We start from the raw sequence: 22,574 nt of genomic DNA, 5'->3' as shown, positions 1-22,574 counted from the left end.
CCGGCAGCGCCCCGAGCCCGCTTTCGGGACGGGGGTGCACCGGTGCCCGCAGCGCCCCGACCTGCGCAGTTGCCGCTCGGGGCCCCACCGCACGTCCGGGCGGTGGACTAGACTAGCCCTGGTGTGTCGCGGACCAAGCGGCACGACATCGAACTGGAATGGGGTGCCACATGGCTGCGATGAAGCCGAGGACCGGGGACGGGCCGATGGAGGTCACGAAGGAGGGACGCGGCATCGTCATGCGTGTTCCTCTCGAGGGCGGCGGCCGCCTCGTCGTCGAGCTGACGCCCGCCGAGGCCGGCGAGCTCAGCGAGGCCCTCAGCGCCGTCGCCTCCTGACCACCGCATGGCGTCCCTGAGTGAGCTCGGCCTCATCGAGCTGCCCGAGGTCCACGGCGCGGCCGGGACCTTCGCCGGTGACCAGCACTGGCTGGCGCAGGCCGACGCGGTCGTCGTCGCGGTCGCGCCCCCCGGACCCGGTGAGGACGGGATCGACCCGCGGCCGGGTGCGGCGGACGTCGCCGCGCGCTACGGCATCGACCTCGTCGACCTCGCCGCCCGCCACCGGCTGAGCGGCAAGGCCGGCGAGTCGGCCGTCCTCGACCTCCCGCGGCCGCTCCCCGGGCGGGACTTCGGCTGGGGAGACCTGCCCGGCCGGCTCGTCGTCCTCGGCGTCGGTGACGCCGGCCCTGCCGCCATGCGCAAGGTCGGCTCCGCCCTCTGCCGGGCGACGGTCGGGCTCGGCACCGTCGTGACGACGGTGGGCACGCTCGCCGGGCGCACCGGCCTCGCGGCCCTCCTCGAGGGCTTCTGGCTCACCGCCTACCGCGGGCCGTGGCGCGGGCAGTCCACCCGTCCCGGCACACCGGCCGCGTCCCGCCTCGTCCTCCTCGGCAACGACGGCGACGACGACGCGATCGCCGCCACCCGCACCGCGGCCACCGCCACGGTACGGGCCCGGTTCCTCGCTGCCACACCCTCCGACGTCAAGACCCCGCAGTGGCTGGCCGAGCAGGCGCTCGCGCTGGCCGCCGGGCTCCCCGGCGTCTCCGTCGAGGTGCACGACGACGCGTGGATCCGTCGGCAGGGGATGGGCGCACTGCTGGCCGTCGGGTCGGCCTCGGCCACCCCGCCCCGGCTGGTCACCGTCACCTACGCACCCTCGTCGCGCGGCAGCGGCCGCACGGTCGCGCTCGTCGGCAAGGGCATCACGTTCGACACCGGTGGCATCTCCATCAAGCCGCGCGACGCCATGGTCGGGATGAAGACCGACATGGCGGGCGCCGCGGCGGTACTCGCGACGGTCCTCGCCGCCGCGGAGCTCCAGCTCCCGCACCGGGTCGTCGGTGTGCTCGCACTGGCCGAGAACGCCGTGGGCGCGAGCTCCTACCGTCCTGGCGACGTCGTGCGGGCGTACGACGGCACGACCATCGAGGTGTCGAACACCGACGCCGAGGGCCGGATGGTCCTCGCCGACGCCATGGCCTGGGTCCGGGACACGGAACGTCCCGACGTCCTCGTCGACGTCGCGACCCTCACCGGTGCCGTCACCCTCGGCCTGGGACGGACCCACGCCGGGCTCTACAGCACCGACGACGCCCTCGCCGCCGCCCTGGAGGCTGCCGGTGAGCACAGTGGCGAGCGGGCCTGGCGGCTCCCGCTCGTGGAGTCCTACCGGGCGGGTCTCGACTCATCGGTCGCCGACATCTCCCACCAGTCCCGCGACCCGCACGTGATGGGCGGGTCGATCACGGCGGCGCTGTTCCTCCAGCACTTCGCGGGGGACACCCCGTGGGCGCACCTGGACATCGCGGGGGCGGGGCGCGCGACCAAGGCGCGCGACGAGATCCCCGAGGGTCCCACCGGGTACGGCGCCCGCATTCTGCTCCGCTGGCTCGCCGACCTCACGTAGCCCGTCCCCGTAACGCCGAGAGCGGAGTTGTTGCGTGCAACAACTCCGCTCTCGGCGTTACCCCGGGGAGGGGGTCAGTCCTCGACGACGAGGGGGTAGACCCCGTTCTCGTCGTGGACCTCCCGGCCGGTCACCGGCGGGTTGAACACGCAGACGGTCCGGATCTGCGTCCGGGGCCGGACGACGTGCTTGTCGTGCTCGTTGAGCAGGTACATCGAGCCGGGGGCGAGCTCGTGGGTCTCACCGGTGCCGAGGTCGGTGATCGTCCCCTCGCCCTCGACGATGAAGACGGCCTCGATGTGGTTGGCGTACCAGAACTCGTTCTCCGTGCCGGCGTACAGCGTCGTCTCGTGGAGCGAGAAGCCGACCTTGTCGCGGGCGAGGATGATGCGCTTGGAGCGCCAGTTCGGGGTCTGGATGTCGAACTCGGTGTCGTCGAGGTCGCTGATCTTGCGCACGATCATGAGTGGTCTCTTTCGTCGGGGTGTGCCGTCGGACGGCCGGGCGGTGGTGCGGTGGTACAGGGCTGACCCCGGCCGGATTGTGCTCCCCGGCCGGGGTCAGCGACAAGAGGTCAGCCGAGGACGACGGCGACCGACTCCTCGATGATCGTGAGCCCGCGGTCGAGCTCCTCGTCGGTGAGCGTCAGCGGAGGCAGCAGCTTGACGACCTCGCTGTCGGGTCCGGACGTCTCCACGAGGAGGCCGCGGTCGAAGGCCTCCGCGCACACGGCGCCGGCGAGGTCACCGGAGCCGAACTGCAGACCGCGGGCCATGCCCCGGCCCTTGGCGACGAGCCCGTGGTCGGGGTACCGGGCAACGAGCGCGTTGAAGCGGGCCTCGATCTGCAGCCCCTTGGCGATGGTGCTGCGCTCCAGCGTGTCGTCGGACCAGAACCGGCGGATCGCCTCGGCGGCCGTGGCGAACGCCGGGCCGATGCCGCGGAAGGTCCCGTTGTGCTCGCCCGGCTCCCAGATGTCCAGCTCGGGACGCACGAGGGTGAGGGCCATCGGCAGACCGAAGCCGCTGATCGACTTCGACAGCGTGATGATGTCCGGGACGATCCCGGCCTCCTCGAAGCTGAAGAAGCTTCCGGTGCGGCCGCAGCCCATCTGGATGTCGTCGACGATGAGCAGGATGCCGTGGCGCTTGCACAGGTCGGACAGGCCGCGCAGCCACTCGGCGCGTGCGGTGTTCATCCCGCCCTCGCCCTGGACGGACTCGACGATGACCGCGGCGGGCTCGTTCATGCCGCCGCCCGCGTCGGTGAGCAGCCGCTCGAGGTAGAGGAAGTCGGGGATGTCGCCGTCGAAGTAGTCGTCGTACGGCATCGGGGTGGCGTGGACGAGCGGGATGCCTGCGCCGCCACGCTTCATCGCGTTGCCCGTGACCGACAGGGCGCCCAGGGTCATGCCGTGGAAGCCGTTGGTGAAGTTGACGACGGCCTCCCGGCCGGTCACCTTGCGGGCGAGCTTGAGCGCCGCCTCGACGGCGTTGGCGCCGCCGGGGCCGGGGAAGATCACCTTGTGGTCCAGGCCGCGGGGCGCCAGGACGGTGTCGTGGAAGGTCGTGAGGAAGTCCTCGCGCGCCGGGGTGAACATGTCGAGGGAGTGCACGACCCGGTCGCTCGCGAGGTAGTCGAGGACGACCTTCTTCAGCTCGGGGTGGTTGTGCCCGTAGTTCAGGGCTCCCGCCCCGGCGAAGAAGTCGAGGTAGGCGCGACCGTCCGTGTCGTACATCGTGGCGCCCGTGGCGCGGTCGAAGACGGTGGGCCAGGACCGCGAGTAGCTGCGGACCTGGGACTCCAGCTCGGAGGTGGTCATGGGGGAGGTGTCCCTTTCATCAGTGGTGGCCGCAGGGGCGGCCGTCTTTGGTGTTTCCCGGGCAGGGGTGGACGTGGGGCGGTGGCTAGCGGTCAAGCGGACCGATCCTCACCAGCCCTTCGGTCTCGTGGCCGGCGTCGGGGAAATCGGTGGAGGAGAAGAAGTCGGCGCGCTCCAGGGCGACCCCGCGCTCCTGCGCGAAGCGCTCGAAGAGCCGCTGGGAGGCGGCGTTGTCCGCGGTGATGGACGCCTCGACGAAGCGGACGCCGGCGCTGACGTCGGCGAGCAGGCGCCCGGCGAGCTGCCGTCCGCGCTGCGCCGGGTCCACGGCCACCTGCCACACGAACAGCGTGTCCGGTGCGTCGGGCCGCCGGTAGCCGAGGACGAAGCCCGCGACCTCGCCGTCGACGACGGCTACCCGGCAGGTGCGGGAGAAGTCGCGGGCAAAGAGCAGGTAGGCGTAGGAGGTGTTGAGGTCCAGCGCGCCGGAGTCACGGGCGAGGCGCCACATGTGGCCGCCGTCCTCGAGCGTGGCAGGCCGCACGGCGATGTGCGGCCGGGTGGCCGGCCCGGTGGCCGGCTCGGAGTCGGACAGGGCGCGGGGTGTCGCTGATGTCGTCGGGGGCATACGTCGTGACACGTTAACGAGATCTGGCGTCGTCCGACACCCGTGAACGGGCCGGACACGACCGTCCGCCCGGGTGGCGGGCAGGGGAGCGACCCGCGGTATCGGTTGCCACCGCGCGAGAAGGTCGGCCTGACTCGCGGGTGGTTTCGGGGGCCGTGAATTGCGTCCGTATGCTGAGACGATCTGGGTGATCGTGACCTGGGCCACGGTCGATCCGACGGCTCAGGCAGGGGCGGACTCGCGCTCCGCGCGCCGCCTCGCCCGCTCGAGGGCGCGCTGCCGCGCGTCACGGGCCTCGTCCTCGAGCGTGGACGCGCGCTCCTCGCTGCGGGTGAGGTTGTCCCCGGACTCCGGGTCGAACACGTGCATGGACGCCGGGTCGAACCAGAGCTCGGCGGGCTCCCCGGGGCGGACCGCACTCGCGGCGTCGAGGGCGATGATGAGCTGGGAGCGCATGCCCTCGCCGTCGAGCTCACGGTCGAGCTCCTCGAGCTGGTCCTTGACGGCCTCGTGGGTCTCGAACGGGATGTACGCGTAGAGCACCTCGCCGAGCCACTCCGTGACGTCGACGTCCACCTCGAAGGTCACCCCGCTGCGGACCCGGTCGCCCTCGAGGGTGTCGACGTCCTCGAAGGCGTCGGGGCGGATCCCGACGATGACGATCTCGCGGTCCCCGACGGCGGTGCGCAACCGGTCGTCCATCGGCACGTCGACCACCGGGAGGCGCAGGACGTCCCCCTCGACGATCCCGGGCAGGAAGTTCATCGGTGGCGAGCCGATGAAGCCGGCGACGAAGAGGTTGAGCGGCTGGTCGTACAGGCCGCGGGGGCTGGCCACCTGCTGCAGCTCGCCCCGGCGCAGCACGGCGACGCGGTCGCCGAGGGTCATCGCCTCGGTCTGGTCGTGGGTGACGTAGACCGTCGTCGTCGCCAGGTTGCGCTGCAGGCGGGCGATCTCGGTGCGCATCTGTCCGCGGAGCTTTGCGTCCAGGTTCGACAGCGGCTCGTCGAAGAGGAAGGCCTTGGCCTCGCGGACGATGGCACGCCCCATGGCGACGCGCTGCCGCTGACCACCGGAGAGGTTGGCGGGCTTGCGCTCCAGGTGCTCGTCGAGCTCCAGCAGCGCCGAGGCGCGGCGCACCTTCTGCTCGATCTCCTCGTCGCTGAACTGCCCCTTGTTGAGGCGCAGCGGGAAGGCGATGTTCTCGTAGACCGTGAGGTGGGGGTAGAGCGCGTAGTTCTGGAAGACCATGGCGAGGTCACGGTCGCGCGGCGCCTTGTCGTTGACCACCTCGTCGCCGATGCGGAGCTCGCCGTCGGTGATGTCCTCGAGCCCGACGATCATCCGCAGCAGCGTGGACTTCCCGCACCCCGACGGGCCGACGAGGATGACGAACTCGCCGTCGGCGATGTCGAGGTCCACGCCCTTGATCGCGGTGAAGCCGTCGGGGTAGGTCTTCACGAGCTGGTTGAGAGTGATGGACGCCATCTGGACTTCTCCTTCGGGTCGAGGCGGGTGCTGGCGGGCTCAGCCCTTGACGGCGCCCTGGGTGAGGCCGGAGACGATGCGCCGCTGGAAGAGCACGACGACGATGATCACCGGGACGGTCACGACGATCGCCGCGGCGGAGATCGACCCGGTGGGCTCCTCGAACTGGGACGCCCCGGTGAAGAACGCCAGCGCCGCGGGCACCGGCCGGGCCGCCTCGGTGGAGGTGAGCGAGATGCCGTACACGAAGTCGTTCCACGCGATGAAGAACGCGATGATCCCGGTGGTGAACACGCCGGGGGCGGCGAGCGGCACGACGGCCTTGCGGAAGGCCTGGAACGGTGTCGCACCGTCCACCTGGGCCGCCTGCTCCAGCTCCCAGGGGATCTGCTGGAAGAACGCCGAGAGCGTCCAGATCGAGATGGGCAGCGTGAGGGACAGGTAGGGGATGATGAGGCCCGGCCACGTGTCGTACAGCCCGATCGAGCGCCACAGGTTGAACAGCGGCGTGACGATGGAGATGACCGGGAAGATCGACACCGCGAGCGACGTGATGAGGATGAGGCGACGTCCGGGGAAGTCGAGCCGGGCGATGGCGTAGGCGGCGAAGGTGGCCAGGATGACGGCGATGAACGTGGCGATCAGCGTGATGCCCACGGAGTTGCGCAGCGCGCTGAGGAAGAGGTCCTGGGCCGCGCCGCTCGGCAGCAGGATGGTCCCGTAGTTCTCCAGGGACCACTCCGGCGGCAGGAACGTCCCGGAGTCGACGTCGGAGGGCTTCTTGAGCGACGTCATGAGAATGGAGAGCACGGGGAACAGCGCCCACACGAGGACGACGATCGTGATGAGCACCCAGGCCAGGCGCTGCTTGCCGCTCAGTGCACGACCCATGTCATTGCCCTCCCGTTCGGGCCAGGTCCACCTTGAAGCCCTTGACCGTGCCGATGGCGATCCCGATGACGCACAGGAACAGCAGGACCGAGATCGCCGAGCCCATGCCGATCTCCAGCCTGCCGATCGAGGTGTTGTAGGCGAGGAGCGACAGGGCGCGGGTGTTGTTCGCCCCGCCGGTCATGATGAAGATGTTGTCGAAGATGCGGAAGGCGTCCAGCGCGCGGAACAGGACGGCGACCATGATCGCGGCCTTCATGTTCGGCAGGATGACCTTGCGGAGCACCTGCCACGGTTTGGCGCCGTCCACCTTGGCGGCCTCCTCGTAGTCCCCGGAGACCTGTGCCAGTCCGGCGAGGAGGAGGAGGGAGATGAACGGCGTCGTCTTCCACACCTCCGAGGCGATGATGACGAAGAGTGAGGTGCCGGTCCCGGCGAACCAGTTGAGGTCCTCGTTGAAGCCGGGGATCCACGACAGCCAGTTGTTGACGTAGCCGGAGTTGATGTCGAAGGCGTAGAACCACGCGAAGGCCGAGACCACGGTGATGATCCCGTAGGGGATGAGGATCGCGGTGCGCAGCATGCCGCGCAGCTGCCGGATGGCGCGGTGCATCACCATGGCGAGCGCGAAGCCGAGGACGAGCTCGAGCAGCACCGTGACGACGGTGATGAACACCGTGACGAGCATGGAGATCCAGAACTGGACGTCGCTGAGGACGACGCCGTAGTTGGCGAGGCCGACGAACTCGCGCGCCTCGGGGTCGGTCAGCCGGTAGCTGAACAGCGAGTCGATGAACGCCTGGACGATCGGGTAGACGGTGACCGCGAGCATGATGACGAACGCCGGGCCGGCGAGCATCCAGCCCAGGCGCGCCTCCGCCCGCGCGCGGTCGGTACGGCGGCGGCGCCGTCCCGGGTGGTTCGGGGGAGTTCCCTCCCGGGCGGCGTCGGCGACGACCTGCCCGTCCGGGGCTGTCGAGCTCACAGCAACCGCTCCCCTCGAAGGACCCCGGTGATGAGGTCGGTGGCGACCTCGGGACTGCGCTCCGGGTCGATGTCGGACATGGGGTACCACGTCTCCTGCAGGCCGATGGAGACCTCGTTGTAGTAGGGCGTCTGCGGGCGGGGCGCCGCCTCCTCGAGGGACTCGCGGAGGAGGTCCGCCATCGGGTACGCCTCCTGGATCTCGGGGCGGTCGTACACCTCGGCGTTGACCGGCACGTTGCCGCTGCGCTCGACGAACAGCGCCTGGTGGTCCGGGCTGCGCAGGCACTCGACGGCGTCCCACGCGAGGTCCGGGTGCTCGGTGAACGCACCCACCGCCATGTTCAGGCCGCCGACCGGCGGGGCGCTGGGGGTGTCGGGGTCCACCCGCGGGTAGCGGGCCCAGCCGATGTCCTCGACGACGTCGGGGGCGGTCTCGTTGGCGGCCGGCCAGGCGAAGGGCCAGTTGACCATGAACGAGCCGTTGTCCCCGAGGAACTCACCGACCGAGGCGTCCTCGTTCTCCGTGGGCATCCCCGGTCCGCCGAGGCCCTCGGAGGCGATGGTCGACATGATCTCCGCTGCCTGCTGACCGGCCTCGCTGTCGAGGTTGACCTCGAGCTCGTCGGCGGGGACCTCGGGGTTGGGCAGGATCTCCTCGCCCTGGGAGGCGACAAGCGCGTTGACCCACACGGTCAGCGACTCCGCCTTGGTGCCCTGGACGCCGAGGTAGGTGCCGGTGTCCCGGGCGGCCTCGATGAGCTGCTCCCAGGTGACCGGCTGGCTCATGTCGAGCCCCGCCTCCTCCGCGACCGACTTGCGGTACCAGAGGAGCATCGTGTTGCTCAGGTACGGGGCGGCGACCACCTCGCCGTCCCACGTCGCCGAGTCGACCGCGCCCTGGACGACGTCGCCCGTGAACGTCTCGACGAGCTCCTCCGGCACCGGGGCGAGGAAGCCGGGCTCGGAGAGCTCGGGGATGAAGGGCGGGTCGACGCTCATGATGTCGATCGAGGAGTCCTCCGCGGCCAGGCGGCGGGCCAGCTGCTCACGCTGGCTGGCGGCGTCGTTGGGCAGCAGGGAGATCTCCACGCGGTAGGCCCCGTCGGACTCCTCCGTGCAGTTGCGGGCCATCTCCACCTGGGCGCCGCCGCCGTCGGGGATCGTGTACCAGGTGAGGGTCGGCGGACCGGACTCCGCGGAGCAGGCGACGAGGCCAGTGCTCAGCGCGAGCGCCAGTCCGACTGTCAGTGTCGAGCGTCGTCGCACGAGGGTCCTCCCCGGTTGAGGTTGGGCCCCATGGAACACCGAGGTCCGGGTGCGCGCCACCGCAGACGGCTCAGGAGTCGACGGACACCGTGCGCCGGCGTCGCGCGCCGCCCACAATGGCGCCATGGCTACCAGCAGCGCCGACCGGCCCGACTCCCTGCGCCCGGCGGCCGCGCACCCCGCTGCCGTGGTCCAGGGCGAGACGTACCGGTTCACGGTGCTCACCACCCGCCTCCTGAGGATGGAGTACTCGCCGGACGGCGTCTTCGAGGACGCCGCGACCCAGCTCGTCGTCAACCGCAGCTTCCCGGTGCCCGAGTTCACCGTCGAGGAGACCGACGAGGCCCTGGACATCCGCACCGAGCACCTGCACCTGAGCTACACCAAGGGGCCGTTCAGCGCCTCACGCCTGTCGGTGACCATGCGCGGGAAGGTGCAGGACTCCCACCGCACCCGGTGGCACCACGGGGACCCGCAGCCCGAGCCGGGGTGGCGGCTGAACAACCTCGGCGGCACGGCGCGCACCCTGGACGACGTCGACGGCCCGATCGAGCTCGAGCCGGGCCTCCTCTCCTACAACGGGTACGCCACCGTCGACGACTCCGCCTCCCTGCTCCTCACGGAGGACGGCTGGGTGCGGCCCCGGCGCGCCACGGCCGAGGACCTGTACTTCTTCGGCCACGGCCGCGACTACGCGGCAGCGCTGCGTGACTTCTTCACGCTGACCGGCCCCAGCCCGCTGCTGCCCCGCTGGACCCTGGGCAACTGGTGGAGCCGGTACTACGCCTACTCCGACACCGAGTACGTCGAGCTCATGGACCGCTTCTCCGAGGCGGGCATCCCCTTCTCGGTGGCCGTCCTCGACATGGACTGGCACCTCGTGGACATCGACCCGAGCCTCGGCTCGGGCTGGACCGGGTACACCTGGGACACGGACCTGTTCCCCGACCCTGCCGCGTTCCTCGAGCGGCTCCACGACCGCAACCTGCGGGTGACCCTCAACGTCCACCCGGGCGACGGCGTGCGGTCCCACGAGGCCGCCTACGCCGACGTCGCCCGGGACCTCGGCCTGGACCCCTCGACCGGCCACGAGATCGTCTTCGACATCACCTCCCGCGCCTTCGTCGAGTCCTACCTGCGGCGGCTGCACCACCCCCACGAGGCCATCGGTGTGGACTTCTGGTGGCTGGACTGGCAGTCCGGCACCGCCTCCCGCATCCCCGGGCTCGACCCGCTGTGGCTGCTCAACCACGTCCACTACGGCGACTCCGGGCGCGACGGGCGGCGGCCGCTCACCTTCTCCCGCTACGCGGGGCTGGGCAGCCACCGCTACCCGGTGGGCTTCTCCGGCGACACCGTGGTGAGCTGGGACTCGCTGCGGTTCCAGCCCTACTTCACCGCGACCGCTGCCAACGTCGGCTACTTCTGGTGGAGCCACGACATCGGCGGCCACCTCGGCGGCGCCAAGGACGACGAGCTCGCGACGCGGTGGTACCAGCTCGGCGCCTTCTCCCCGGTCAACCGGCTCCACAGCACGCGCCACGCGTTCAACTCCAAGGAGCCGTGGCGGTTCGGGCAGCGCGCGGAGCAGGTGATGACGCGCTACCTGCGCCTGCGCCACCGGCTGGTGCCCTACCTGTACTCGGCGATGTGGGCCGCGCACACCGACGGGACGCCCCCGGTCCGGCCGATGTACCACGACCACCCGCAGCGGCACGAGGCCTACGAGGTGCCCAACCAGTTCGCCTTCGGACCGGACCTGCTCGTCGCCCCGGTCACCGAGGCGACCGAACCCGCGACCCACCTGGCCCGGGTGGACGCGTGGCTCCCGGAGGGCCGGTGGTACGACGTCCTCACCGGGCGCCGCTACTCCGGCGGCGGGAGGCGCGCGCTGTACCGGCCCCTCGACGACATCCCCGTGCTCGCCCGCGCGGGCACGGTGCTCCCACTTGCCTCCGACGTCATGGCGGACCCGGGCCGCAACCCGGAGGCGCTCGACCTCCTGGTCTTCCCCGGCGCCGACGGCACCTGCACGCTCATCGAGGACGACGGGGAGGCGGCGCCCACCGACCGGCACGAGACCCGCATCGAGGTGGTGTGGGGCGAGGGGGCCACGTCCGACCTCGACGCCACGCTCACCGTGCACCCGCCCACCGGCACCGGCGCCCTCCGGCACCGGGAGCTGACCGTCGTGCTCGTCGGGGTCGAGTCGGTCCGCGCGGCGCGCCTGGACCCGGGTCAGCGACCGCACGACGTGCGCCGGGACGACCGGGGCCTGATCGCGGTGCCGCTCGGGCGGACCGACCTCGGCGAGGGGGTCGTCCTCCACCTCGAGGGTGTGCGTGAGACGACGCCGGACCTGCCGCAGGAGAGCTTCGCGCTGCTCGACCAGGCCGAGATCGCCTACGACACGAAGTCGACCGTCCAGGAGCTGGTCGAGCGGCTGGAGGGCAGTGCGCTCCTCGCGGCACTCCACTCGCTCGACCTGCCGGGACACCTGTACGGGGCGCTCGTCGAGCTGGTCACCGCGCCGGAGTGACGGTCCGGGCCGCCGCCCCCGCGCACCGGCTCAGGCAGCCCGCGCCGCGGTGTGCAGGTGGAGCAGCAGACCCGCGGTCAGGCAGGTGACGGCGACGACCCCCAGGCCGGAGCCTCCGTACGCGACGAGCAGCGTGGCACGGGCGTCCGCGGGCGCCGTGCCGAGTGACGTGAGGGCCAGGGCGAGGACAGCGAGGCCGCCCGTACCGGCCGCCGCGGCGAGGAGCAGGCGGGAGGTCACCCGGTTCGCCCGCCCGTCCGGCGGTGCCTCCCGCGCGCCGAGGACGAGCTCGGCCAGCGCCCCCCATGCGAGGACGACGAACACCGCGGCGACGACGTCCGAGGCGCGGTGCCAGCCGTTGACCATCGTCGCGAGCCCCGTGCCCCCGGCGTAGGCCCACCCGACGAGGGCGACGACCCAGCGCCAGCGGGGCGGGCTGACGAGGACGGCGACGGCTGCCGCGCTCGCCGCGACGGTGGTGTGCCCGCTGGGGAGCGAGTTGACGTGTGCGGCCGAGACCCCGAGGTCCGGACGGGAGAAGACCTCGTACTTCAACAGCTGGGTCGTGACGTTCGCCCCACCGACGACGAGCGGGACGGCCAGGGCGGTGAGCCACTGCCTGCGGAGGAGTGCGACGCTCACACCGACGAGGATGACGAGCGCGAGGAACGACACGGACACGACGTCCAGGACGCTGCGTGTCTCCTCCGCGATCCGCCACCGCCCGATCGCCGACCCGGTGAGCGCCGTCTCCTCGGCACGCTGACCGGCCGTCGTGGTGACGAAGACGCCCCACGAGACCACGACTCCCACGACGGCGAGCACGACCGACAGCGCGGCGGTTCGGCGGGAGGTGAGGCTGGTGCGGTCGCTCACGCGGTCCACGATACGTGCGGCGGTGCGGCGTGGAGTGCGCCTGTCTGCCTCCTCGCTACGACGACGTACGCGGACGGCCGCGGGTGGGCTCGTCGTGGTCGGTGCCGGGCTCGCCGGCGGCCTTCTCGTCGGCGGCCGGCTCGCCGTGGTCGGTGGCGGGCTCGGCCGGCTCGTCGGCCGGCTCCTGGTCGACGAGCTCCGGGTCGACGCGCTCCTGGTCGAGGGGCTCCTCGTCGGTGGCCGGCTCGTCGGCCGACAGGGCCGGCAGCTCCACGGTGGCGCTCGGGTCGTCGGGCTCGTCGCCTGGTCCGGCGTCGTGGCCGTCCTCCCAGTCCTCGCCCCGTCCGGGGACCACGACGGGTTCGCGGTGGCCGATCGGCTCCGCGTCGCGGACCTGGTCGGCGAGATCGGTGAGCATGTGGACCGCGTCCGCGACGACGTCGTCGTTGGAGGTGTTGACCCCGTGCATGAGCCACCGGGCCAGGGCGAGCTCCCCGACGAGCTGGGCGCGGTCGAGGAGGTGGCCGTCGGCGTTCTCCGGCCGGGCGAGCGCGTAGGCTTCCTCGATCGCGTCGAGGCAGTCCTCCGGCGCGCTGGCGAGGAGCCAGGCGAGGTCGACGGCGGGGTCGCCGACGTGGGCCTCGGAGAAGCTGATGACCGCGCTGACCTCCCCGTCGAGCACGAGGACGTGCTCCTCGGCGAGGTCGCCATGGACAGGGGTGGTGCGGAAGCGCCACAGCGCGACGTCCTCCAGCGCCTGCTCCCACCGCTGGAGGACGACGGTCGGCACGTGACCGGTGCGGGCCGCGGCGTCGACCTCGGCGAGGCACCGGCGACGGTACTCGTCGGCGTCGTAGCTGGGCAGGCCCGCGTCCTCGACGACGCCGGTGGGCAGCTCGTGGAGCGCGGCGAGGCACCTGCCGAGGTCGGCCGCGAGCCCGGGGCCGGGACCCAGCCGCTCGAGGTCGAGCGGGCGCCCACGCAGCTGCCGGTAGACCATCGCCCGGCCACCCTCGGGCAGGGGGGCGAAACCCGCCGGCTCGGGGACGGCGAAGGGCAGTGCACCGCTACGGACGTGCGGCGCGAGGTTGGCCAGCAGCTCGACCTCCGCCTCGAGCGAGGCGCCCGCGGAGGCGTGCAGCGGGCTGCGCACGACCCACTGCCGACCACCCGAGTCAAGGACGCCGGTCACCTGGAAGTCCGCCGTCGTGCTCTGCGGGGAGCGGGTCGCGACGACGTCGAGCCCCGGCACCGCGGCAGTGGCGAGTGCCGCCAGGGCGAGGGGAGATCTGCGCGTCACGGACCCACCGTAGTCGCCGACGTCCGCCGGGCACCCTCCCGGTCGCGGCGCGCCTCAACTTCGGGCTCGGATACGGTGCCCGGGTGGTCCTCACCAAGCTGCCCCTCGCCCGCACGACGATCGACGCCGACGGCGTCGCCCGAGCCCGACCAGGCCTCCTCGGCGACCTGCGGGCGGACGCGGCGACGCGGGTGGTGGTCGTCCACCGCGGCCTCGTCGGCGCGGGCGAGGAGAGCCTCGTGCTGCTTCCGACGAGTGACGTGCCGGCCGCAGCGTGGACGGCCGGGCAGGTGCACTACCTCGGCCGGGAGGGGGCGGAGCGCTTCGTCGCGCTCGTCCTGCCGGACCACCTCGGTGCCGAGCGGGACCTCGACGGCGCTCCCGTCGACACCGACGCGCCACTCGTGCGCCTGGCGGCCGGGGTCGACTTCCAGCACGTGCGGGAGGTGGGGGACCGCCTGAGCGACCGGGACGCGGGCCTCGCGACGACCGCGGTCGCGCTCGCCGCGTGGCACGAGCGCAACCCGCGCTGCCCGCGGTGCGGCGAGGCGACCGAGGTCGTCGAGGCCGGCTGGGTGCGCCGCTGCGTCGTCGACCACTCGCTGCACTACCCCCGCACCGACGCGGCCGTCATCATGGCCGTGGTCGACGGGGAGGACCGGTTGCTGCTCGGCCACGCGGCCCACTGGCCCGAGCGCCGCTTCTCCACGCTCGCCGGCTACGTCGAGCCCGGCGAGTCCCTCGAGGCGGCGGTCCGACGCGAGGTGGCCGAGGAGACCGGGGTCGTCGTCGGGGAGGTGCGCTACGAGGGAAGCCAGCCGTGGCCCTTCCCGTGCTCGCTCATGACGGCGTTCCGGGCGGAGGTCGCCGCCGACACCGGTACCGACGTCGTCGTCGACGGGGTGGAGCTCACCGACGCCCGGTTCTTCAGCCGGGCGGAGCTCGGTGCCGCCGTCGCCGGCGGCACCGTGCACCTGCCGATGCGGTCCTCGATCGCGCGTGCGCTCATCGAGGACTGGTACGGCGGCCCGCTGCCGGTGCCCGGCGGCTGAGCCGCAGGTGCTCAGCCGAGCCGGGTCCGCACGTCGGCGAGCGAGGGGTTGGTGGCGGCCGAGCCGTCCGGGAACAGGACGGTCGGGACGGTCTGGTTGCCGCCGTTGACCTCCTCGACGAAGGTCGCTGCCTCGGGGTGCTCCTCGATGTTGACCTCGGTGTAGCCGATGCCCTGCCCGTCGAGCTGCTTCTTCAGCCGCCGGCAGTAGCCGCACCAGGTGGTCGTGTACATCGTGATCGTGCCGGGCGCGGGCGTCGTCGTGGTCAAGACGTCTCCTTCGGAGGTCGGGCGGTTCCTGTACCGACGGTAACGCGGCAGGAGTGGTGAGTATTTCGCCACCTGTCGGCTGCGGCGCGGGACGCTGGGGACATGACGGTGCGGTGTCGGCGGCGACTGAGACACTGGCGACGATGAGCAGCACCACCGTCCCCAGCAGCGAGGAGCTCCTCGCAGCCCTCGACGACGACCAGCGAGCCGTCGCCCAGCACCTCACCGGCCCGCTGTGCGTCCTTGCCGGCGCCGGCACCGGCAAGACCCGCGCCGTCACCTACCGGATCGCCCACGGGGTGCGCTCGGGCGCCTACAACCCGACGGCGGTGCTCGCGGTGACCTTCACCGCCCGGGCGGCGGGGGAGATGCGCTCCCGGCTGCGTGACCTGGGCGTCGGTGGTGTCCAGGCCCGGACGTTCCACGCGGCCGCGCTGCGCCAGCTGTCCTACTTCTGGCCGGCGGCGATCGGCGGGGGCCTGCCCAGGATCCAGGAGCACAAGGCGCCGCTCGTCGCGGAGGCGTCCTCCCGGCTCGGTCTCACGGTGGACCGCGTGACCATCCGCGACCTCGCCGCCGAGATCGAGTGGGCCAAGGTCTCCCTCGTCACCGCGGAGGACTACGCCGTGCGGGCGGCCGCCGCCGGCCGTGAGGAGGCCGCCGGCCAGGACCGTGCCACGATCGCCCGGCTCGTCGAGCTCTACGAGGACGTCAAGACCGAGCGCGGGGTCATCGACTTCGAGGACGTCCTGCTCCTCATGGTCGGGATCCTGGAGGAGCGGGAGGACGTCGCCGCCGAGGTCCGGCGGCAGTACCGGCACTTCCTCGTCGACGAGTACCAGGACGTCTCCCCGCTGCAGCAGCGGCTGCTGGACCTGTGGCTGGGGGAGCGCACGGAGCTGTGCGTCGTCGGCGACGTCTCCCAGACGATCTACTCCTTCACCGGCGCGACGCCCCGGTTCCTCACCGACTTCCCGCGCCGCTTCCCCACGGCGGGCGTCGTGCGACTCGCGCGTGACTACCGCTCCACCCCGCAGGTCGTGTCCCTGGCCAACCGCGTGCTCGAGCGAGCCGGTCGTCACCGGTCCAGCGCCGCCGTCCACCTCGTCGCCCAGCGGCCGTCCGGGCCGGCGGTGCGCTTCGAGGCGTTCGACGACGACGTCGCGGAGGCCGCCGGCGTGGCCGCCCGTATCGCGGCGCTGGAGAAGGCCGGCGTCGCCCGCGGTGAGATCGCGGTGCTCTACCGCACCAACGGACAGGCCGAGGCGCTCGAGCAGGCGCTCGCCCAGGCGGACATCGGCTACCTCGTGCGGGGCGGGGAGCGGTTCTTCTCGCGTCGTGAGGTGCGCGAGGCGGTCGTGCTGCTCCGTGGAGCCGCCCGCACGATGGCGGGGCACCCGGTGCCCGAGGCCGTGCGGGACGTGCTCGCCGGCGCCGGGTGGACCCCCGAGCCACCCGCCGCGCGCGGTGCCGTCCGCGAGCGGTGGGAGTCCCTTCAGGCTCTCGTCGCGCTCGCGGACGACCTCGCCGCCACCCGCGGGGCGGACCTCGCCGGACTCGTGGCAGAGCTCGAGGAGCGGGCGAGCGCCCAGCACGCCCCCACGATCTCCGGCGTGACCCTGGCCTCGCTCCACGCCGCCAAGGGCCTGGAGTGGGACGCCGTCTTCCTCGTCGGGGTGAGCGAGGGTCTGCTCCCGATCTCGTTCGCGGAGACGGAGGAGGCCGTCGCGGAGGAGCGGCGACTCCTCTACGTCGGGATCACGCGTGCCCGGGAGCACCTCATGCTGTCCTACGCGCGCGCCCGCACCGTCGGCGGCCGGGCCAGCCGCAAGCCGTCGCGCTTCCTCGACGGACTGTGGCCGGAGGACGACGCGGGCCACCGGCGGTCCACCCCGCGCAGGCAACGGCAGGACCGTGCCGCCGAGCTCGCCGAGAGCGACCCCGAGGGCGCGGCGCTGTTCGAGCGGCTGCGCGCATGGCGCGCACAGGTGGCGACGGCAACCGGCAAGCCGCCCTACACGGTGCTGCACGACACCACGCTCGCGGCCGTCGCCTCCGCGCGCCCCAAGGACCTGCGGCAGCTCGGTTTCCTCCGCGGTGTCGGTGCGGCCAAGCTCGAGGCCTACGGGCCCGCCGTGCTGGCGATCGTCCGCGGCGAGGAGGTCCTCGTCGAGCCTCCGGGCGCCTGAGACCTCCGGGCATCCGCCCACGCCGTTGCAGGTGTTTTCCCGGTTCGGGATGCGAACCGAAAGATTTGTCCCAAAATGCCTTGCCCCCGATCTCGCGGCGGGCGTACCGTCTTCCTCGTCCGTGACCGAAGCGGGACCCGTGCCTAGCCAGCACGCGAGGGTCCCCTGTGCGAAGGGGAGGTGAACCGCAGTGATCAACATCCGACTGGATGTCGCCGGCCGACCCATGGCCGCGCGAGCCGACCTGCCCGGGTTCACCGGGCCCAAGGTCCGCCTCCGCCCAGCGCCCGTCGCTTATCCCCTGGGCAGCTCGCTCCGGACGCAGTAGAACCGCACCCGTTCTCCGCCGGACCGCGCCGCCTTCGACAGCGGTCCACCCCTCCCGGGGAATGCCGCAAGTCGCATCCCGACCCGGCTTCGCACTCACGGAGACACTTGTGCAACTCACCACCCTTCTCGATCGACTGACCCAGGGGTCCTCGCAGACGTGGCCGCTCCCCGAGGAGCTGGACGCGTACGCCCTGGTCGAGCCGACCGCGGTCGCCCCGTGCCAGGGGGCCGAGGACCCCGACCTCTGGTTCGCGGAACGCCAGGCCGACGTCGAGTTCGCCAAGACGCTGTGCCGCACCTGCCCCGTCCGCGAGGCCTGCCTCGCCGGCGCGATCGACCGTGCCGAGCCGTGGGGCGTGTGGGGCGGCGAGGTGTTCATCGGCGGTGAGGTCGTCGCGACCAAGCGTGGGCGCGGGCGGCCTCGCAAGCACCAGCCCGCCGCCTGAGCGAGCTAGGCACGGGCGGCCACCGCCCGTGACGCTGCAGGGAGGCCGGTGCACCCGCACTGCGGGTGCACCGGCCACTGCTGTGTCCGGGGGACCGGCCGCCGGGCGTCGACGCTCAGGCTGGTGCCGGCGGCCGCGACGGGGCGCCCGTCGAGGTACGCCAGCACCTGCCCGACGGCGGTCCCGGCCGCGAGCAGGGCGGTGCAGGCCTCCACACCGCGCGCAGGTGAGCCCAGCAGCTGGGTGGCGAGGGCCGGCCAGCGGCTGTCGCCGTCGGTCCGGTGGAGCTCGACGCACCGCCCGCACGGGCCCCGCCCGGGGGTGACGAGCGGGCCGACGACCACGTCCACCTCGCGGGCGACCACGAGCAGGTGGGCGACGTCCTCCCGCACGAGCGGACGGAGCCGGACGGGGTCACTGACGTCCTGCTCGACGAGGACGACGAGGTCCGGGCGGGTCCGCGGCGGTGCCGAGGTCCGCAGGTGCGGGTGGGTGAGCCGGAGGACGCCCCTCGCCCGCTCCCCGCGCTGCCCACCCACGTCCCGCAGCGTGTAGCCGCCGAGGCCGACGTCGTCCCTGCGTACACGGCCCCTGTCCTCGACGAGGAGCGTGCCGACGCCCGCCGCTGCCGCACCGGAGGCGACGAGCAGCCCGAGCCGCCCCAGGCCGAGCACCGCGACCACGGCGCCGCGGCGCCGGGCGAGGAGCTCGTGAGCGTCGTGCCGGGCGACGCGGGACCAGTGGTCGAGCTCGGCGGCCAGCCCGTGGTGGTCGACCGTCGGGTCGCGCTCATGCTCCAGCGCGCCGGACGCGTCCAGCATCCCGAGCAGCTCCCGCACGCGCGGGGGACGGATGCCGAGCTCGCGGCCCCGGGCGAGCAGCCCCTGCTCGCTCAGGTCACGCTCGAGCCCGTCGAGGAGGCGTTGCTCCTCGAGCGTCAACCCGTCCAGCACGACGGTGAGACGCGGGTCGGCGTGGACCTGGCTGCTTCCCTCGCGGCGCCACAGGATGTGCGTGCCTGGCCGTACTCGCATCGCTCTGCCCTCCAGCGCCGAGGATGCCAGCACGGTGCCTCCCTCGGTAGGCGGGGTGCCCGCACCTGTGGACAGCCCGTCCTGCCCAGCACCTGTGACCCGCGCCGGCCGCGGAGGTGGCGGCTCACGTGGGGCAGCTGTGTGCCGGCCGTGTGGGATACGGGGAGACTCGCTGTGGACAGAGCGGGCACGGCGCCGCGGCGTCATACATTGGGGGCATGTCGGAGATCGAGGTCAGGCGCAGCCGCCGACGCACCAAGACGGTCCAGGCCTTCCACGAGAACGGGCGGACCGTCGTCGCGATCCCCGACCGCTTCACCCCCGAGGAGGAGCGCGAGTGGGTGGACCGGATGGTCGACCGCCTCGAGCGCAGCGGTCGCCGGCGCCGCCCGTCCGACACCCAGCTCACCGCCCGTGCACGGGTGCTCTCGGAGCGCTTCCTCGACGGCCGGGCACGGCCGCAGACGGTGGCGTGGGTGGCGAACCAGAGCACACGCTGGGGCTCGTGCACACCGGCGACCGGCACGATCCGGGTCTCCGACCAGGTCAAGGGCATGCCCGGCTGGGTGCTGGACTACGTCCTCGTCCACGAGCTCGCGCACCTGCTCGAGGGAGGGCACGGACCCCGGTTCTGGGCGTGGGTCGAGCGCTACCCGCACACGACCAGGGCGCGCGGGTTCCTCGACGGCGTCTCCTTCGCCCGCCGGGAAATCGGCCAGGCGGCCCCCGAGCCCGAGGACGCGCCCTGACCGGCTGAGGGCTACCGGGACTCGTCCTCGTCCGGGGCGTCGCCGTCCGGCCGGGTGTCGTCGTCGCTGTCGTCGGACTGCTCGGCCTCCGCGAAGATGCTCGCCAGCGCGGCGTCGACGTCACCCTCGGCCGTCGCCGCGGCGTCACGGCCCGCCACGAAGCCCCGCGGGTCGTCGAGCTCCTCGGCGCTCGGCATGAGGTCGGGGTGGGACCACAGGGCGTCGCGGGCCGCGTCGCCGCGCTCCTCGGCGAGGTGCGTCCACAGGGTGGCGGCCTCCCGCACCCGACGTGGCCGCAGCTCGAGCCCGACGAGCGAGGAGAACGTCTGCTCGGCCGGACCCCCGGCGGCGCGCCGCCGGCGGATCATCTCTCGCAGGGGCACGGCGTGTGGGAGGTGGGGTGCGACGGCCTGTCCGGCGACGACCTCCACCCAGCCCTCGACCAGCGCCAGCGCGGTCTCCAGACGCACGAGCGCGGCGCGCTGCGTGTCACTCTGCTCGAGCACGAACACGCCACCGGAGAAGGCCTCGCGCAGCGCCTCGGGGTCGCTGGGGTCCAGCGACCGCACGGCCTCCTCGATGGCGCCGGTGTCGATGGAGATCTCGCGGGCGTAGGCCTCGACGGCACCGAGTAGGTGGGAGCGCAGCCACGGGACGTTCGCGAAGAGGCGCGCGTGGGCGACCTCGCGGACGGCGAGGAAGAGCCGGACCTCCTCGGCGGGGGTGTCCAGTCCCTCGGCGAAGGCGGCGACGTTCGCCGGCACCAGGCTGGTGTGCGGGCCCTCGATGAGCGGCAGCCCGGTGTCCGAGGTGCCGAACGCCTCCCCGGCGAGCGTCCCGACCGCCTGGCCCACCTGCATCCCGAAGACCGCCCCGCCCAGCTGGCGGATCATCCCGGCACCGCTGCCGAGACCGAGGCCGGCGGCCATGGGGTGCTCACCGAGCTCCCGGGTCTGCTCCTCGAGAACGTTCTCCAGCGCGCGCGCCACCGAGGTCGCGATCGGCTCCGCGAGCCGCTTCCACGTCGGCAGGGTCTGCTCGGCCCAGTCGGACCGGGACCACGCACGCGTGCGGCCACCGCCCGGGCCGAGCTCGGTCGCGGCGTCGAGCCAGAGGTCGGCGACGTGGAGCGCCTGCGTCACCTCGGCCGCCTGCGCGGCCGTCACCGTGGGGTCGCCGGCCTGGCGGACCACCTGGGAGGAGATGTCACCGGCCAGCGCCCAGTTGACCGGGTCCTCGCCCCCGGCCGCCAGGACCTGCTGCATCTGGTTGAGCATCATGGCGAGCTGGTTCCGGTCCTGCGGCAGGCCCGCCGCGTTGGCCATGGCCTCCGGGTCGAGACCGGCCGCACGCATCGCGGACATCGCCTCCTCGGCGGCCTCCGGGCCCAGCATGGACCGCAGCAGGGCCTCCCAGTTCTCGTCGCCGGGGCGACTCGGGTCCTCGCTCATCTCCGCAGCTCCAAGTCCTCGGGGAGCACCACGGTAACCCTGCACCCGCCCGCGCCCGGTCGACGGCCGCACGGTTTCGCCCAGGGCGTGACGCCGGCGGTTCGGCACAGCGGGCCGGTCGGGTGATGATGAGGCGGTGCGCCCTCGCCCCGACCAGCCACCCGCCGAGCCCCACTGGCTGGGCTCCGACGACGACCGGCCGCTGCTCACCCCCCGGACGGTGACCGCCGCGGTCGCGTGCGCGCTCACCTTCGTGCTCGCCCTGGTCATGCTCTTCGTCACCCCTCCCTACGCGGTCCAGAGCCCCGGGCCGACGGTCGACACCATCGGTGAGGTCGAGGAGGACACGCCGCTCATCACGGTCGAGGGTGCCGAGACCTACCCGACCGAGGGGGAGCTCCGGCTCACCACCGTCTCCACCCGCGGAGGACCGGGGTACCCCGCGACGGCGGCGCAGGTGATCGGCGGGTGGCTCTCCGAGACGACGACGGTTCTCCCGCGGGAGACGGCCTTCGACCCGGCGCAGACGCCCGAGGAGGTCGAGGAGGAGTCCACCCTGCAGATGAGCTCGTCCCAGACGAACGCCACGGTCGCCGCGCTCACCCAGCTCGGCTACGACGTCCCGATGGAGCTCCGGGTGGCGGGGACCGCTCCGCACGGAGCGGCCCACGGAAGGCTCGAGACCGCCGACCTGCTCGGGTGGATCTCGACCGACGCGGGCGGCCGCACCGAGCTCACCTCCTTCGCCGTGCTCACCGAGGTGCTGGCGGCCACCGACCCCGGGTCGACGGTGACCCTCGGGGTCGTGCGGGGCGGGGAGGAGGTCGAGGTCGAGGTCGTGACGGACGACGACGGCGACGGCGGCAGCCTCCTCGGGGTGATGATCTCGCCGGATGTCGACATGCCGCTGGACGTCGAGTTCGCCATCGAGAACATCGGTGGACCGAGCGGCGGGCTCATGCTGACCCTCGGGATCATCGACATCCTCACCCCGGGCTCGCTCACGGGTGGCGAGGTGGTCGCCGGGACGGGGACGGTGGACCTCGCGGGGGACGTCGGCCCGATCGGCGGCATCCAGCAGAAGATGGCCGGGGCCGTCCGCGACGGCGCCGCCTGGTTCCTCGCGCCGGTCGAGAACTGCGACGAGGTCACCGGGGCGGTCCCGGACGGCCTGGAGGTCGTCGCCGTCGACACCGTGGAGGACGCGACCGCGGCCCTCGAGGCACTGACCGGCGGGCGTACCGCGGACCTGCCGCGCTGCCCGGCGCCCTAGACGGTATGGCGTGACCGGCTCGTCGTGAGGCGGTTGCGGGCCGGGGCCTCGCTCACGAGATTCGTGGGTTACC

Annotated in this window: 20 protein-coding genes; 8 read left to right on the top strand and 12 right to left on the bottom strand. The window is 72.8% G+C overall.

Annotation, left to right across the window (positions count from 1 at the left end; all coding sequences use genetic code 11):
- Positions 1 to 170 precede the first annotated feature (170 nt).
- Both VR894_RS13705 and VR894_RS13700 read left to right on the top strand, forming a co-directional pair.
- The gene (locus VR894_RS13705) at positions 171 to 338 is read left to right on the top strand and encodes a DUF3117 domain-containing protein (protein ID WP_139071077.1); all 168 of its coding nucleotides are present in this window, start codon (positions 171 to 173) and stop codon (positions 336 to 338) included.
- Between the two features lie 7 nt (positions 339 to 345).
- Positions 346 to 1,911 carry a leucyl aminopeptidase family protein gene (locus VR894_RS13700; protein ID WP_324652414.1) on the top strand — a complete coding sequence of 522 codons (1,566 nt, stop codon included), beginning with the start codon at positions 346 to 348 and terminating at the stop codon, positions 1,909 to 1,911.
- A gap of 74 nt (positions 1,912 to 1,985) precedes the next feature.
- On the opposite strand, the gene VR894_RS13695 is transcribed toward VR894_RS13700, so the two are convergent.
- The 7 genes from VR894_RS13695 to VR894_RS13665 all read right to left on the bottom strand — a co-directional run bounded on the left by VR894_RS13695 (position 1,986) and on the right by VR894_RS13665 (position 8,993).
- Complete coding sequence (locus VR894_RS13695) at positions 1,986 to 2,375, bottom strand: ectoine synthase (protein ID WP_324652413.1); 390 nt, start codon at positions 2,373 to 2,375, stop codon at positions 1,986 to 1,988.
- Positions 2,376 to 2,485: 110 nt separating this feature from the next.
- Positions 2,486 to 3,733 carry a diaminobutyrate--2-oxoglutarate transaminase gene (ectB, locus tag VR894_RS13690; RefSeq protein ID WP_324652412.1) on the bottom strand — a complete coding sequence of 416 codons (1,248 nt, stop codon included), beginning with the start codon at positions 3,731 to 3,733 and terminating at the stop codon, positions 2,486 to 2,488.
- Between the two features lie 85 nt (positions 3,734 to 3,818).
- Positions 3,819 to 4,361, bottom strand: a complete 543-nt coding sequence (gene ectA, locus VR894_RS13685) for a diaminobutyrate acetyltransferase (protein WP_324652411.1) — start codon at positions 4,359 to 4,361, stop codon at positions 3,819 to 3,821.
- Positions 4,362 to 4,583: 222 nt separating this feature from the next.
- Positions 4,584 to 5,849, bottom strand: coding sequence for a sn-glycerol-3-phosphate ABC transporter ATP-binding protein UgpC (locus VR894_RS13680; RefSeq protein WP_324652410.1), 1,266 nt, complete (start codon positions 5,847 to 5,849; stop codon positions 4,584 to 4,586).
- Positions 5,850 to 5,888: 39 nt separating this feature from the next.
- Positions 5,889 to 6,740, bottom strand: coding sequence for a carbohydrate ABC transporter permease (locus VR894_RS13675; protein ID WP_324652409.1), 852 nt, complete (start codon positions 6,738 to 6,740; stop codon positions 5,889 to 5,891).
- Position 6,741: 1 nt separating this feature from the next.
- Entirely contained in the window at positions 6,742 to 7,725 is a 984-nt protein-coding gene (locus VR894_RS13670; RefSeq protein ID WP_324652408.1) for a sugar ABC transporter permease, read from the bottom strand.
- Positions 7,722 to 8,993: an extracellular solute-binding protein gene (locus VR894_RS13665; RefSeq protein WP_324652407.1), complete on the bottom strand. Its 1,272-nt coding sequence runs from the start codon at positions 8,991 to 8,993 to the stop codon at positions 7,722 to 7,724. Before VR894_RS13665 ends, VR894_RS13670 begins: the two co-directional genes overlap by 4 nt.
- A gap of 124 nt (positions 8,994 to 9,117) precedes the next feature.
- Between VR894_RS13665 and VR894_RS13660 the strand changes: the two genes are divergently transcribed.
- The gene (locus tag VR894_RS13660; protein WP_324652405.1) at positions 9,118 to 11,532 is read left to right on the top strand and encodes a glycoside hydrolase family 31 protein; all 2,415 of its coding nucleotides are present in this window, start codon (positions 9,118 to 9,120) and stop codon (positions 11,530 to 11,532) included.
- Positions 11,533 to 11,562: 30 nt separating this feature from the next.
- On the opposite strand, the gene VR894_RS13655 is transcribed toward VR894_RS13660, so the two are convergent.
- Together VR894_RS13655 and VR894_RS13650 are read right to left on the bottom strand one after the other, a co-directional pair.
- On the bottom strand, positions 11,563 to 12,408 hold the full coding sequence (locus tag VR894_RS13655) for a phosphatase PAP2 family protein (RefSeq protein ID WP_324652403.1): 846 nt from the start codon (positions 12,406 to 12,408) through the stop codon (positions 11,563 to 11,565).
- 55 nt (positions 12,409 to 12,463) lie between these two features.
- Positions 12,464 to 13,708 carry a phosphotransferase gene (locus tag VR894_RS13650; RefSeq protein ID WP_324652402.1) on the bottom strand — a complete coding sequence of 415 codons (1,245 nt, stop codon included), beginning with the start codon at positions 13,706 to 13,708 and terminating at the stop codon, positions 12,464 to 12,466.
- Between the two features lie 83 nt (positions 13,709 to 13,791).
- Here VR894_RS13650 and nudC point away from each other — a divergent pair, with 83 nt between their 5' ends.
- Complete coding sequence (gene nudC / locus VR894_RS13645) at positions 13,792 to 14,760, top strand: NAD(+) diphosphatase (RefSeq protein WP_324652400.1); 969 nt, start codon at positions 13,792 to 13,794, stop codon at positions 14,758 to 14,760.
- 11 nt (positions 14,761 to 14,771) lie between these two features.
- Here nudC and VR894_RS13640 read toward each other — a convergent pair whose 3' ends face one another.
- A complete protein-coding gene (locus VR894_RS13640) occupies positions 14,772 to 14,993 on the bottom strand; it encodes a mycoredoxin (RefSeq protein WP_324652660.1) in 222 nt (73 codons plus the stop codon).
- Positions 14,994 to 15,172: 179 nt separating this feature from the next.
- On the opposite strand from VR894_RS13640, the gene VR894_RS13635 reads away from it, so the two are divergent.
- Together VR894_RS13635 and VR894_RS13630 are read left to right on the top strand one after the other, a co-directional pair.
- Positions 15,173 to 17,218 carry an ATP-dependent DNA helicase UvrD2 gene (locus VR894_RS13635; RefSeq protein WP_324652398.1) on the top strand — a complete coding sequence of 682 codons (2,046 nt, stop codon included), beginning with the start codon at positions 15,173 to 15,175 and terminating at the stop codon, positions 17,216 to 17,218.
- A gap of 437 nt (positions 17,219 to 17,655) precedes the next feature.
- The gene (locus VR894_RS13630; RefSeq protein ID WP_324652396.1) at positions 17,656 to 17,994 is read left to right on the top strand and encodes a WhiB family transcriptional regulator; all 339 of its coding nucleotides are present in this window, start codon (positions 17,656 to 17,658) and stop codon (positions 17,992 to 17,994) included.
- Positions 17,995 to 17,999: 5 nt separating this feature from the next.
- Here the strand turns inward: VR894_RS13630 and VR894_RS13625 are convergent, their stop codons facing one another.
- Positions 18,000 to 19,028, bottom strand: coding sequence for a thiamine biosynthesis protein ThiF (locus tag VR894_RS13625; protein WP_324652395.1), 1,029 nt, complete (start codon positions 19,026 to 19,028; stop codon positions 18,000 to 18,002).
- A 218-nt stretch (positions 19,029 to 19,246) separates the two neighbouring features.
- On the opposite strand from VR894_RS13625, the gene VR894_RS13620 reads away from it, so the two are divergent.
- Entirely contained in the window at positions 19,247 to 19,777 is a 531-nt protein-coding gene (locus VR894_RS13620; protein ID WP_324652393.1) for a M48 family metallopeptidase, read from the top strand.
- Positions 19,778 to 19,788: 11 nt separating this feature from the next.
- Here VR894_RS13620 and VR894_RS13615 read toward each other — a convergent pair whose 3' ends face one another.
- Positions 19,789 to 21,228 (bottom strand): zinc-dependent metalloprotease, encoded by a 1,440-nt coding sequence (locus VR894_RS13615; RefSeq protein WP_324652392.1) that lies wholly within the window; start codon positions 21,226 to 21,228, stop codon positions 19,789 to 19,791.
- Between the two features lie 136 nt (positions 21,229 to 21,364).
- Here VR894_RS13615 and VR894_RS13610 point away from each other — a divergent pair, with 136 nt between their 5' ends.
- Positions 21,365 to 22,501 (top strand): PDZ domain-containing protein, encoded by a 1,137-nt coding sequence (locus VR894_RS13610; protein WP_324652390.1) that lies wholly within the window; start codon positions 21,365 to 21,367, stop codon positions 22,499 to 22,501.
- The last annotated feature ends 73 nt before the right edge of the window (positions 22,502 to 22,574 follow it).

Source organism: Georgenia sp. H159, assembly GCF_035607575.1.
Classification (GTDB): Bacteria; Actinomycetota; Actinomycetes; order Actinomycetales; family Actinomycetaceae; genus Oceanitalea.
Note: the sequence above shows the minus strand (reverse complement) of the source record. Positions and strands in the feature narration are given on the sequence as shown.

Bases quoted from the DNA above. Each gene is read 5' to 3' on its own strand.
- VR894_RS13705 (WP_139071077.1), top strand. From the start codon at position 171: ATGGCTGCGATGAAGCCGAGGACCGGGGACGGGCCGATGGAGGTCACG.
- VR894_RS13700 (WP_324652414.1), top strand. From the start codon at position 346: ATGGCGTCCCTGAGTGAGCTCGGCCTCATCGAGCTGCCCGAGGTCCAC.
- VR894_RS13695 (WP_324652413.1), bottom strand. From the start codon at position 2,375: ATGATCGTGCGCAAGATCAGCGACCTCGACGACACCGAGTTCGACATC.
- ectB (WP_324652412.1), bottom strand. From the start codon at position 3,733: ATGACCACCTCCGAGCTGGAGTCCCAGGTCCGCAGCTACTCGCGGTCC.
- ectA (WP_324652411.1), bottom strand. From the start codon at position 4,361: ATGCCCCCGACGACATCAGCGACACCCCGCGCCCTGTCCGACTCCGAG.
- VR894_RS13680 (WP_324652410.1), bottom strand. From the start codon at position 5,849: ATGGCGTCCATCACTCTCAACCAGCTCGTGAAGACCTACCCCGACGGC.
- VR894_RS13675 (WP_324652409.1), bottom strand. From the start codon at position 6,740: ATGGGTCGTGCACTGAGCGGCAAGCAGCGCCTGGCCTGGGTGCTCATC.
- VR894_RS13660 (WP_324652405.1), top strand. From the start codon at position 9,118: ATGGCTACCAGCAGCGCCGACCGGCCCGACTCCCTGCGCCCGGCGGCC.
- VR894_RS13640 (WP_324652660.1), bottom strand. From the start codon at position 14,993: ATGTACACGACCACCTGGTGCGGCTACTGCCGGCGGCTGAAGAAGCAG.
- VR894_RS13635 (WP_324652398.1), top strand. From the start codon at position 15,173: ATGAGCAGCACCACCGTCCCCAGCAGCGAGGAGCTCCTCGCAGCCCTC.
- VR894_RS13625 (WP_324652395.1), bottom strand. From the start codon at position 19,028: ATGCGAGTACGGCCAGGCACGCACATCCTGTGGCGCCGCGAGGGAAGC.
- VR894_RS13620 (WP_324652393.1), top strand. From the start codon at position 19,247: ATGTCGGAGATCGAGGTCAGGCGCAGCCGCCGACGCACCAAGACGGTC.
- VR894_RS13615 (WP_324652392.1), bottom strand. From the start codon at position 21,228: ATGAGCGAGGACCCGAGTCGCCCCGGCGACGAGAACTGGGAGGCCCTG.